Annotated in this window: 12 protein-coding genes; 2 read left to right on the top strand and 10 right to left on the bottom strand. The window is 72.0% G+C overall.

The window, feature by feature from the left end; all coding sequences use genetic code 11:
* Positions 1-166 precede the first annotated feature (166 nt).
* Positions 167-865 (top strand): TetR/AcrR family transcriptional regulator C-terminal domain-containing protein, encoded by a 699-nt coding sequence (locus AB0C84_RS20200; protein ID WP_361068317.1) that lies wholly within the window; start codon positions 167-169, stop codon positions 863-865.
* Between the two features lie 37 nt (positions 866-902).
* Here AB0C84_RS20200 and AB0C84_RS20195 read toward each other — a convergent pair whose 3' ends face one another.
* On the bottom strand, positions 903-1,502 hold the full coding sequence (locus tag AB0C84_RS20195; RefSeq protein WP_361068314.1) for a TetR/AcrR family transcriptional regulator: 600 nt from the start codon (positions 1,500-1,502) through the stop codon (positions 903-905).
* 114 nt (positions 1,503-1,616) lie between these two features.
* Between AB0C84_RS20195 and AB0C84_RS20190 the strand changes: the two genes are divergently transcribed.
* A complete protein-coding gene (locus AB0C84_RS20190) occupies positions 1,617-2,258 on the top strand; it encodes a DsbA family protein (RefSeq protein WP_361068310.1) in 642 nt (213 codons plus the stop codon).
* Between the two features lie 334 nt (positions 2,259-2,592).
* On the opposite strand, the gene AB0C84_RS20185 is transcribed toward AB0C84_RS20190, so the two are convergent.
* From AB0C84_RS20185 to AB0C84_RS20145, 9 genes are all read right to left on the bottom strand, one after another.
* The gene (locus tag AB0C84_RS20185) at positions 2,593-3,762 is read right to left on the bottom strand and encodes a carbohydrate-binding protein (RefSeq protein ID WP_361068307.1); all 1,170 of its coding nucleotides are present in this window, start codon (positions 3,760-3,762) and stop codon (positions 2,593-2,595) included.
* 23 nt (positions 3,763-3,785) lie between these two features.
* Positions 3,786-3,995: a hypothetical protein gene (locus AB0C84_RS20180; protein ID WP_179842139.1), complete on the bottom strand. Its 210-nt coding sequence runs from the start codon at positions 3,993-3,995 to the stop codon at positions 3,786-3,788.
* On the bottom strand, positions 3,992-5,398 hold the full coding sequence (locus AB0C84_RS20175; RefSeq protein ID WP_361068303.1) for a hypothetical protein: 1,407 nt from the start codon (positions 5,396-5,398) through the stop codon (positions 3,992-3,994). The genes AB0C84_RS20180 and AB0C84_RS20175 overlap by 4 nt, the downstream gene beginning before the upstream one ends.
* Before the next feature lie 123 nt (positions 5,399-5,521).
* On the bottom strand, positions 5,522-5,764 hold the full coding sequence (locus AB0C84_RS20170; protein ID WP_179842137.1) for a hypothetical protein: 243 nt from the start codon (positions 5,762-5,764) through the stop codon (positions 5,522-5,524).
* 107 nt (positions 5,765-5,871) lie between these two features.
* The gene (locus AB0C84_RS20165; protein WP_361068299.1) at positions 5,872-6,558 is read right to left on the bottom strand and encodes a response regulator transcription factor; all 687 of its coding nucleotides are present in this window, start codon (positions 6,556-6,558) and stop codon (positions 5,872-5,874) included.
* Between the two features lies 1 nt (position 6,559).
* Positions 6,560-7,804, bottom strand: coding sequence for a histidine kinase (locus AB0C84_RS20160; protein ID WP_361068295.1), 1,245 nt, complete (start codon positions 7,802-7,804; stop codon positions 6,560-6,562).
* Positions 7,788-8,675, bottom strand: a complete 888-nt coding sequence (locus tag AB0C84_RS20155; RefSeq protein WP_338743713.1) for a type II secretion system F family protein — start codon at positions 8,673-8,675, stop codon at positions 7,788-7,790. The genes AB0C84_RS20160 and AB0C84_RS20155 overlap by 17 nt, the downstream gene beginning before the upstream one ends.
* Entirely contained in the window at positions 8,672-9,601 is a 930-nt protein-coding gene (locus AB0C84_RS20150; protein WP_179842133.1) for a type II secretion system F family protein, read from the bottom strand. The genes AB0C84_RS20155 and AB0C84_RS20150 overlap by 4 nt, the downstream gene beginning before the upstream one ends.
* Positions 9,598-10,929 (bottom strand): CpaF family protein, encoded by a 1,332-nt coding sequence (locus tag AB0C84_RS20145; protein WP_258940900.1) that lies wholly within the window; start codon positions 10,927-10,929, stop codon positions 9,598-9,600. The genes AB0C84_RS20150 and AB0C84_RS20145 overlap by 4 nt, the downstream gene beginning before the upstream one ends.

The raw sequence follows: 10,929 nt of genomic DNA, 5'->3' as shown, positions 1-10,929 counted from the left end.
GGCGCGCGGACAGAAACCGATCTGTTTGGTTTAATAAGATCAACTCGGATACGGTCCAGCTGGCCGCATTCGTGTCGAAAGGTCGCAACCAGAGGCGACCGCGACCAGGGCGGCCGGCGTCCTGCGCGAGCAGGGCCTGGTCGAACCGCGCGTCGGCGCGGGAACCGTGGTCAGCGCCGCCGGCCCGCGCGAGTCCCCCCGGCCGGCCGGGGGGCCGGCCAAGCGCACGCGGTTGCTGGAGGCGGCCATCGCGATCGCCGACGCCGAGGGAATCGAAGCGGTGTCGATACGACGGCTAGGCGCGCACCTAGGCGTCCGGCCGATGTCCCTCTATCAGAGCATCACGAGCAAAGAAGAGCTGCTGATGCACATGGCCGACCACGTCTTCGGCGAGGTCATCCTTCCGGCGAAAGGGCCGGCAGGGTGGCGGGCGAAGCTGGAATTCATCGCCCGCGCCGAATGGGAGCTGTGTCGACGCCACCTCTGGCTGCCGAAGACCGTGTCATTCATGCGGCCATTGTTCGCGCCGAACATGATGGCGCACACCGAATGGGTGCTCCGTGCCCTCGACGGTCTCGGCCTCTCGATGGAAATCCGGGTGCGCGAAGCTCTCACCATCCACTCGATCGCCGTCGCCGCCGCAGGCTCCCTGGCCGAGGAGGACTGCACCAGGAACACCATCGGAACGAGTCTCCGCCGTTGGAACCCGACCCCGCCGGTGCGCGAGTGGAAGACCGTCAACCGCACCCGGTTTCCCCTTCTCTCCGCTGTTCCCCAAGGAACGGCGGAAGACCTCGAAGGGCTCTTCGAATACGCCCTCGAGCGGCATCTGGACGGACTCGCCGCGATGCTCGCCGACTGCTAGAACACGTCCCGCGCCGAGATGCCGGGTTCGCAGGCCGCTACTGGGCGGGTGTTTCGGCCGCCGGGGCAAGACCGGTGAATGCGAGGTCGACGATGGCGTTGACGTGGGCGGTGTCGGCGATGCGCGGAGTGAGCAGTCGGCGGTAGTACGCGGCGCCGTAGAGCAGTTCGGTGACCAGGACCGGGTCGGCGTCGGAACGGACCTGGCCTGCGCGCTGCGCCGCGCGGATGCGTTCGGCGGCGGCGCCCGCCAGGTGACCGATGAAGTTGTCCCACAGGGCCCGGTGGAGGGCGGGGTCGTGCTGGGCTTCGCCGATCAGCGCGCGGTAGTGCGGGAAGACGTCCGGGTCGCCGAGGATGCGGGAGGCCGCCGCCATCTGCGCCTTGATGTCGGCGATGAAGTCACCCGTGTCGGGGAAGGTCGCGTCCATCTTCCATGTGGACAGCAGGCCGTCCAGCAGCACGGCGGCCTTGGACGGCCACCAGCGGTAGATGGTGTTCTTGCCGACGCCGGCGCGGGCGGCGATGCCCTCGATGCTGAGTTTGCGGTACCCGACCTCCTGGCACAGGTCCATCGCGGCCTTGATGACGGCGTTGGCGGCCTCTTCGCTTCGGCGCTCGGGACGTCTGGGTGACATGCGGCCAGCATACCGCTCAGGCGGCACGGAACGTTCCGTGTTGACGCGAGACGCGGGGGGCGTGCATGCTGAGGCGGCACGGAACGATCCGTGCCGCCATTGAGGGACGAGCCCATGGAAGTTGAGTTCACGCACGACATCGCCTGCGTCTGGTCGGCGCTCGCCTACGTTCGCTTCCAGCGGGCCGCCGAGGAGCACAGGGCCGGTGGCGGCGAACTGGAGGTCGTCTTCAGGCCGTACGAGACCGAGCCTTCGTCAACGGAAACACCGTCGGGCCACGGCCGGCTCCAGCCCGCCCCCTCCGCGCGGATCGAGCAGATCGCACAGGCGGCGGCGGCCGACGGCCTGGTGGTGAACCTCGACCGGATCGTGCCGGCCCACACCGGCGACGCCCACCGGCTCATCGCGCTGGCGGCGGCGCATGGCAACGCCGAGGACATGACCGCCCGCCTCTACCGCGCCTACTTCAGTGACGGTCTGGACATCGGCGACGTGAACGTGCTGCGGGGGCTGGCCTCCGCGATCGGCCTCCGGTGGGACACCGGGAAAGACGGCGAGCGGCCCCACGCGGAACCAGCGCGGCCCGCTCGCGCGTCCGGCCCGCGAGTGCCGGTCTTCCGTTTCCCGGACGGGACCGTCCTCGTCGGAGCCGTGTCGCTCGCCACGCTGCGAAGTGAATTGATGCGAGTCGACTCACCACGCCGCCGCGGCCGCCGAGCGTCCAATCGCCTGCTGGCTGCGGAATCCGTGTTCTGACCAACACCACGCGCCGACAAACGGAGGAACGACGTCTGCGGAGCTCAGTGCGACCCGCTCTGCATTTAAGCCCCCGGCCTCATCGGACCGCTAGGCGACGTTGTCCCGCCATGCCGCCTAATCGAGCCGTAGCGCGAACCCGGTGGCCAGTTCCTGCGCGCGGCGACCGCCTCGATCGTCAGCTTCGCGTATCCCTGCTCCGCCAGCAGTTCGATCGTCGCCGTGGTGATGGCCCGAAGGCCGTCCACACCGGCGCCCGCCTGCTCACCTCGACCCGCGAGAAGAACCACGCCGAGCTACCGCCAACCGGCGCCAAGTAACTCGGACTTTGGGGTCAGCTGAGGCGGCGCCAGAGTTCGGGGGTTCGGTCGGGGGTCCATCCGGCGTCGGAGACGTGGGCGCGCAGGCATTGGTAGATGTGGCCGCCGTAGGTCACCCGGTCGCCGAGTTCGTAGTCCTGCCCGGCCGCCCACTCGGGCGGCTTGGAGGTTCCGCTGTCCGTCGGAGTCGGGCCGGTCGTCCCGGACGGCGGTGTCGAGCTCGGCTGGCCGGTCGGACCGCCGGGGGAGCCCGACGTGCAGGTGGGCGGCGTGGTGCCGCCGTTGCCGCTCGGGTCGTCGCGAGGGTCCCAGCCGTCCCAGTCCCAGTGCGGGCACATCTTCTTGATCTCTTCGTCCGTCATGGGCCGGACCTGGTAGTTGGTGGTGCCGGTTCCCTTGAGCGGAGCCTCGATGGTGACCTGGGGCGTGTACCAGTAGTAGTGGCCGCGCAGGGGGTGCGGGAAGTTCAGTTTGTAGCGTCCCTTCATGACGCCCCAGTCCTCGGTGCTCTCCAGCCAGCCGACGTAGCCGGGCGGGACCGCGAAACTCTGCCCTTTCCAGGTCCAGGTGCCCCACTGGTAGGAGAAGTTGAACTCGACCTTCCACTCGACTTCGGCGAGGCCGAACAGCCCGGCCTTGCCGCCGACGGAGACGCTGGTGCCCACGGTGTACAGCTTGACTTCGGTGTCCTGGTACTGCGTGGTGACGATGGCGTCGGCCGTCTGAGCGCAGTTGCGGGTGAACTGGTTCCGGTCGTTGCGGTAAGGCTTGGGGTCCTTGCCGGTCTGGACGATCGGCTCCCCGTCCGGGACGAACTCGCAGCCGTCCGCGTTCACGGGCTGGAACAGCATCCAGTCGCCCAGGAACTTGTCCTTCTGGTGCCAGGTGTACTTGGTCGGTTCGGCCTCCCCGCCCCCCTTCTCGTCGCAGATGTCGTAGAGCAGCCGGTCGAACTCGTCCGTGCCGGTCTTCGGGGCGACGGGGTAGTCGCAGTCGGAGGTGTGGTCCTTGCACCAGTTTGCGAAATCGTCGGAGTTGTCGTCGTCCGCGCGGGCCCACGGGGGTGTGGCCACCAGGCCCGCCGCGGCCATGGTGGCGACCACTCCCGCGGTGAGCGCCCGGTTCCGCAGCCGCCGCGCGCGCGGGCGCACCTCGCGCCGTGCCGCCGTGCCCGTCGAGTTCATCGCGTTCCGATCCTTCGTTCCGGTCAGGAGGGGCAGCTCTGTGCGTACTGGAGGAGGCTCGGGCCCGGCTTCGGCGGCTTGTCAGGCGTGCAGTCCTGGCCGACGAGGCGGTAGATCCGGCACACCGCGACCGACGAGCGCGCCTCGACCACCCAGGGGAGGTTGACGGTCAGCAGTGCGACGACCAGCCCGCCCACCACGACCAGGAGGGCGCCGTACCCGGCCGTCGTCACCCCGCGGTCGCTCCGATCCGGGTGTAGACCACCGCGGCGGCGTCGGAGTACACCAGCTTCCAGCGGAGGTCGCCGGAGAGGATCTGTGCGAACGCGTGCTCGCGGGGCCAGACCACCACCTCCACCCGATAGCGGTCGAGAGTGCTGCGCCATGACGGTTCGCCTCCGAGGAGTCGCAGGTAATCGTGGATGAGCTGCCGGGGATACATGTCGTAGCGGTCGTCGATGAAGACGCGCTGCCGCGGCCAGTACTCGTGGATCGTGTAGCCCGCCCACACGTCGGTGGTGAGGAGCCGCCGGCCCAGGAGCCCGTTCCGCTCCACGGCGCGCATCGCCGCTACCGGGTAGTCGGTGACGTCGTGGCCGAACGCCGGGCGCGGCAGCCGGTCGGCCGTCCAGAACACCGCGAACGCCAGGACCAGCGCCAGCGGGACCCAGTGCGGGCGGCGCCGGGCGTCCGGGCGCGGCGCGTCGCGGCCGGCGAGGCGCGAGACGATCGGCAGGGCGACGACCGGGGCGGCCGCGATGTTGCGCTGCGCCCACAGCGCCAGCAGGAGGAAGGACACCAGCACCAGGACGTCCCGCCGGGACGGCCGCCGCCGCGCGCGGGCCAGCACCACCAGCACCGTCGCGAGGAAAAGGGCGAACATCATGCCCTGCGGCGTCCGCAGATCCGGGGACTTCCACTCGATGATCGCGGCCAGGACGTCGCCGCGCATCAGCAGCGCCACGGGGAACCACAGCAGTGCCGGTCCGTAGGGGTTGACCAGGCAGACCGCCCCCGCCAGCAGCCCGGCCCGGGCCAGCGCCCGCTCGCGGTCCCGCCACGGCGGAGCGCCGTCCAGCCAGCGGCCGGCCAGATGCAGGGCCAGGAAGCCGAATCCCAGCGCGAAGCTGCCGTGCACGTTCACCCACAGCCACATCACCACGGGGATCACCAGGTGGGGGCGGCGCCCGGCCGGGGAGTCGGGGACGTCCACGACCCACACCAGCACGAGCAGTGCCAGGACGCCGAGCAGGAGCGGCCGCTCCGACCAGACCAGGCCGGCCGCGATCAGCCCGGACGCGGGCAGCAGCGCGGCGGCGAGCCGGTCGTTGGACAGCCGCAGCGCGAGCCGGAACGAGAGCGCCGCGATCGCCAGCCCGACGGCGGCCCCGAAGAGCCGGAGGGCGACCGGGCCGCCGGCCGCGTCCAGCAGCGCGTAGCAGACCTCCGCGAGCCAGGACTGGGCGATCCAGGACGTCCCCGGCGCGGTGAAGGAGTAGATGTCCGAGCGCGGAATTCCGTGCTCCAGAATCCAGTGCCCCGTCCTCAGATGCCACAGAAAGGAACTGTCGGCGAGCCGCCGCTGGCCGTTGGCCCAGCCGAACACCATCCATACCGCGGCGTAGAGCGTCACCATTCCTGGAGGGCCGGGGCGGGGGAGGGCCCGCCCCGGCCGACCGGGACCCGGGACGGGCGGCGGTGCCGGGGCGTCGGCGCCTCGTCCCGCCCGTTCGTCAGTGTCGGGGCGCATCGCGGTGCCTCAGGAGGTCGCCGAGCCGCTCGACGGCGTGAAGATGGCGCTGATCGCGCTGCTCACCGCGCTGGAGAACTTGCTGAGCAGGCCCGCCGCGTAGAGCGCGGTGACCAGGGCGCCGACGAGGACCAGCAGGGCCGCGTACTCGGTGATGGTCACCCCGCGCTCGCCCTCGCCCCGGTCGGCGTACCACTTCCCGAGCTTGTCGCAGCCATTCTGCATGAGCAGGACCAGACGAACCGAATACATGTCGCCTCCCGGTAGAAACGGTGTTTTGCAATCAATACGCTAGAAACCAATGGCCCTCGATCACAGGGCTGATGGTCCCTATTTCCGTTGGGCCGGGGCCCGGAAATTCAGTCGTCCTGCGGCGGGCGCAGGCGCAGCCAGAGGGCGATGGCCCCGCTGCGGGAGGTGACACCGATCTTCGGGTAGACGCGGTTGAGATGGTTCTTGATGGTCTTCTCCGCGAGGAACAGCCGGGCCGCGATCTCGCGGTTGGACAGTCCGCGCGCGACCAGGTCCACGATCGCGATCTCGCGAGCCGACAGCCCGAACCGTTCGATCGGGTCGCCCGCGTACGCGACCCGGACGGCGTCGACCAGCGCCGCGCTCGCGGCCGGGGAGAGCGGGTTGCCGCCTCCGACGACGTCGTGCACCGCCGTCACGAGATCGTCCTGGTCGTAGGTGCCGTGCACGAGGTATCCGGCGGCGCCGTTCGCCACGGCCTCGCGCACGATCTCGGGGTCGTCGGAGTAGGTCAGCATCAGCACCCGGCTGATCCGGGCGAGCGGGGCGGCCGCGCCGATGCCGTCGAGCAGCGGCATCCGGACGTCCAGCAGGACCAGGTCGGGGCGCAGCCGTTCGGTGAGCGCGACGGCCCGCTCTCCGTCGGCGGCCTCCCCGACGACGGTGATCCCGGCCGCCCCCAGCAGCGACGCCAGCCCGGAGCGGACGACCGGGTTGTCGTCGGCGACCAGGACCCGGATCGGTTCCCGGTCGCGGCCGGCGGCCCGCGTGGTCAGGTCTGCCGAGTCGGCCATGTCAGCCCGCCCTTCGCAACGTCCCCGCGTACCGGACCCGGACGGTCACGGTCGTGCCCGTGCCCGGCCGGGACTCGACCGACAGGGTGCCGCCGATGCTCTCGGCGCGCTCGCGCAGGCCGAGCAGCCCGTAGTGGCCCTCCCTGGCCAGGTCCTCGACGGAGGTCAGGGCGAAGCCCCGGCCGTCGTCGGACACGCACAGCACCACGGCGTCCGGTTCGACGGCGAGCCGGACGGTGACCGACCGGGCGCCCGCGTGCCGGGCGACGTTCGCCAGCGCCTCCCCGTGGATGGCGAGCAGCTCCCGCCTTCCACTGGGGGACAGGTCCGCGGCGGGGTCGATCCGGCATCGCAGGCGGACCTTGTGCCGATCGCGCCACGCTCCGCTCCTGGCCGCGACGGTCTCGGCGAGCGGCCGGTCGAGCGCCGGGTCGCGCAGCCCGGAGATGAGCTCGCGGGCCTCCACCGCCGCCACCCGGACGTGCTCGGCGATCGTGTGCGCCTCCCGGGCGGCGCGTTCGGGGTCGCGGCGCAGCCATAACGGCAGCGCGGTGGCGGCCAGCGCGACGCCGCCGAGCGTCTTGCCGACGGAGTCGTGCATGTCGCGCGCCAGCCGGAGCCGCTCCTGCGCGGCCGCGGCGATGGCCTCCGCGCGGACGCGCGCCCGGTCGGCGTCGGCGTTCTCCTCCAGCATCCGCCGCACCGTCCGGCCGGCGAACGCGGCCAGCGGATAGCAGGCGGGCTGCCCGACCAGCGCCTGGAAGGACGCGAGCGTGTGCTGCTGGGCCTCCGGGACGAAGGCGATCGTGCCGACGTAGCACAGCACGTGCAGGACCGACAGCGCCGCCACGCCCACCCGGTCGAACAGGAGCCCGGCCACCAGCGCCGTGAGCAGGGTGGACAGGAAGAACGGACCGAGCGGCCCGCCCAGCGCCAGGACGCCGAACGGGACGCCCGCGTCCAGCGCGGCGAGCAGCGGGTGCCGTTCCAGCAGCGCGACGACCCGCCCGGCGTGCCGGGCGGCCAGCCAGGAGACCACCCCGACGCAGGTGACCAGGGCGATGGCGCCGAAGGTCAGCCGGTCGCGCGGCAGCAGCAGCATCGACACCCCGGCCAGCGCCGTCCGCAGATGCATGATCAGCCGGAAGGTCTCGGTGACCCGCCCGGCCGGGACGCGGTCGGCCGCGGCGCCCGGTGCGGCGGCCGGTCCCCCGGGGGACCCGCCGGTCTCAGCGAAGTACCGCAACGACGTCCGCCCCCACGGTGAAGAGCATCGAGCCGAGGACCAGGATCATGATGGCGGGCAGCGACAGGGTCGTCGTCACCGCCGTGATCCGCGGGGTGTTGCGCTGCGCCTTGCGCTTGGCCCACTGCGCCGCCTGCCGCCGCATGTCCGCGCTGATCTGCTCCAGCGCCGCCGACAGCGGGGCGCCCAGCTCCTCCGACTGCAGCAGCGCGGTGATGAACTGGTGCAGCGACGCCGAGCGGTTGCGCCTGCGCAGCTCCTCGAAGGCCGCGCGGCGAGGCGTGCCGAGCTCCATCTGGCGCAGCGCGATCTGGAACTCGTCCGCCAGCGGCCCCGGCATGCTGCTCGACACCCGGCCCAGCGCCAGCCGGAAGCTCAGCCCGGCGGTGACGGTGACGGCGAGCACGTCGAGGAAGTCGGGCAGGGAACGTTCGATCTGCTCCCGCCGGGCGCGGACCCGGCTGTAGAGCAGCAGTTCGATCTGCCCCACGCCGAGCAGCGGCAGCAGGCTGGGCAGCCCGACGCCCGACAGCAGCAGGATCGCCGTGGTGAAGCCGAACAGGACGGCGAAACCGGCCGTCTGCCGGGCGTACACCTCCAGCGTCATGTCGCCGGGCCGTCCGGCGGCCTCGATCCGCTTGCGGATGCCGATCCGCCAGCGGCCGATCACGGCGAGCGCCAGCGGTGTGAACGGCCGGCCGAGCACGTCGGCCAGACCCCCCAGCGGGACGACCCCGCGCCGCCGGGCCGCCCGCGCCGCCGCCGGTGCCGCGGGGGCGTTCACCCGCTCGGACGAGCGCAGCATCGCGTACCCGGCCGTCGCCGCCAGGAAGCAGCAGGCCGCCGGCACGGCGCTGACCGCGGGGTTCACAGGTCGATCCTGGTGATGCGCCGGATGATGACCAGTCCGGTGACGAAGAGGGTGAGGGAGACGCCCAGCATCGCCTGCCCGACGGTGCTCCCGGCCATCTCCCGCAGGACGCCGGGCTGGATGAGGTTGATGAGCAGCAGCGCGCCGATGCCGAGCACGCCGACGGCCCAGTTGCTGACGACGGCCTCGCCCAGGATGGTGCGGATCTCCCGCCGGGTCTCCTTGCGCTCGTCGAGCGTGGTGGCGATGCCCTGGAGCGCGGTGACCAGCGAGCCGCCGGAGCGGGCCGCCACCAGCAGCGTGCTGACCAGCACCGCCAGCTCGCGGGAGGGGAGGCGCTCGCCGAGCTCGTGCAGCGTCTCGTCGATCGGCTTGCCGATGCGCAGCGCGGCGGAGGTGATGCGCAGCTCGGAGCGGGCGGGGTCCTCCAGCTCCTCGGCGGCCATCTCGATGGCGGTGCGCAGCACCAGCCCGGCCGACGAGGCGTTGGACAGCACCCGGGCCAGCTCGGGGAGCTGGGCGATGAACTCCTCCCGCCGCCGGTCCTCCCGGCGGCGCAGGAAGCCGAAGAACGCGAGGGCGACCCCGACTCCGGCGGCGACGCCGAACAGCGGGGCGAGGTAGGCGCCGATCAGCACGAGCACCGCGACGGTGCTGAGCGTCAGCAGCGTCAGGAACGTCAGCACGCTCATCCGCACCCCGGACGCGGTGAGGCGGCGTTCCACGACCCGGCCCGCTTCGGTGCCGCGCAGCCAGCGCTCGAACGCCTCGCGCGGGCCGCGGCCGAGCAGGCGCTCGCCGGTCACCGAGCGCTCGGCCAGGACCCGGCGCCGCTCCCAGCCGGCCAGGAACTGCATGAGTCCGAGGACGGCCACGGCCAGCGCCCCCGCCGTCAGCCACAGGATCAGTGCGGGCGTCACGCTCATCCCCCCACCTCCCTGACCGGGGCGGGGGCGGCGTCGAACCCGCCGGGGACGCTCTCGCCCCCCAGCAGCAGCCGCTCGACGAGCTGCGCGGGGAGCGCGTGCCGCCGGTGCTCGCCCCGCACTTTCAGGTCGGGCCCGAGCGGCTCGGCCGCGAACCGGGACACGGTCTGCAACCGGACGGCGGCCTGGGCCCCGTCCGTCCGGGACGCCACGGCGACCTCGGCGACCCGGCGGGTGCCGTCCGGGCCCCGGGTGAGGTGGACGACGGCGTCGACGGCGTGGACGATCTGGTCGCGCACGGCCTCGAACGGCAGGCGCAGGTCGCTCATGCTGCCCAGGGTCTGCAACCGGTGGACGGCGTCCTCGGCGGAGTTGGCGTGGACGGTCACCATCGACCCCTCGTGGCCGGTGTTCATCGCCTGGAGCATGTCCAGGGTCTCCGCGCCCCTGACCTCGCCGACGATGATGCGGTCGGGCCGCATGCGCAGCGCGTTGCGGACCAGATCGCGGATCGTCACCTGGCCGCGCCCCTCGATGTTGGGCGGGCGGGACTCCAGCCGGATCACGTGCTGCTGCTGGAGCTGGAGCTCCGCGGAGTCCTCGACGGTGACGATGCGCTCCTCGGCCGGGATGAACGCCGACAGGGCGTTGAGCATCGTCGTCTTCCCCGTGCCGGTGCCGCCGGAGATCACCACGTTGACGCGGGCGCGGATCAGCGCGGCCAGCAGCATCGCCGTCGCCGGGTCCACGCTGCCCTGGGCGACCAGCTCGTCCACCATGTAGGCGCGCGGGAACCGGCGGATCGTCAGCACGGGGCCGGTCAGCGACAGCGGCGGGATGATGACGTTGACGCGCTCACCGGTCGGCAGCCGGGCGTCCACCATCGGCGACGACTCGTCCACCCGGCGGTTCACCTGGGCCACGATCCGGTCGATGGTCTGGTAGAGCTGCTCCTCGTCGGTGAACCGGGTGTCGATGCGCTCCAGCCGCCCGCCGCGCTCGACGTAGACGTCGCCGGGGCCGTTCACCATGATCTCGGTGATGGAGCGGTCGGCCAGCAGCGGTTCCAGCACGCCGAGGCCGAGCGCCTCGTCCACGACGCGGCGGATCATCTGGCCGCGCTCGCCGGCCGACAGCACCGGCCCGTCGCGGCTGATGATGTGGCCGGTGACCTTCTCCAGCCGGGCGCGGCGCTGGGCCAGGTCGAGGTCGGCCAGCTCGTCGAGGCTGACCTCCTCCAGCAGCCGCTGCCGCCAGCGCGACACCGAGCCCGGATTGATCCGGTGCCCGTTCTGATGGGGTTCGCCCGTCCTGTTGCGCAGCGCCAT

The organism is Actinomadura sp. NPDC048955 (assembly GCF_040649435.1).
In the GTDB taxonomy this organism is placed as follows: domain Bacteria; phylum Actinomycetota; class Actinomycetes; order Streptosporangiales; family Streptosporangiaceae; genus Spirillospora; species Spirillospora luteofluorescens.
Note: the sequence above shows the minus strand (reverse complement) of the source record. Positions and strands in the feature narration are given on the sequence as shown.

What these genes read in the sequence shown, in the direction of transcription:
- AB0C84_RS20145 (WP_258940900.1), bottom strand. Translation starts at nt 10,929, where the DNA reads ATGGCGCTGCGCAACAGGACGGGCGAACCCCATCAGAACGGGCACCGG.
- AB0C84_RS20190 (WP_361068310.1), top strand. Translation starts at nt 1,617, where the DNA reads ATGGAAGTTGAGTTCACGCACGACATCGCCTGCGTCTGGTCGGCGCTC.
- AB0C84_RS20170 (WP_179842137.1), bottom strand. Translation starts at nt 5,764, where the DNA reads ATGTATTCGGTTCGTCTGGTCCTGCTCATGCAGAATGGCTGCGACAAG.
- AB0C84_RS20185 (WP_361068307.1), bottom strand. Translation starts at nt 3,762, where the DNA reads ATGAACTCGACGGGCACGGCGGCACGGCGCGAGGTGCGCCCGCGCGCG.
- AB0C84_RS20165 (WP_361068299.1), bottom strand. Translation starts at nt 6,558, where the DNA reads ATGGCCGACTCGGCAGACCTGACCACGCGGGCCGCCGGCCGCGACCGG.
- AB0C84_RS20150 (WP_179842133.1), bottom strand. Translation starts at nt 9,601, where the DNA reads ATGAGCGTGACGCCCGCACTGATCCTGTGGCTGACGGCGGGGGCGCTG.
- AB0C84_RS20175 (WP_361068303.1), bottom strand. Translation starts at nt 5,398, where the DNA reads ATGGTGACGCTCTACGCCGCGGTATGGATGGTGTTCGGCTGGGCCAAC.
- AB0C84_RS20195 (WP_361068314.1), bottom strand. Translation starts at nt 1,502, where the DNA reads ATGTCACCCAGACGTCCCGAGCGCCGAAGCGAAGAGGCCGCCAACGCC.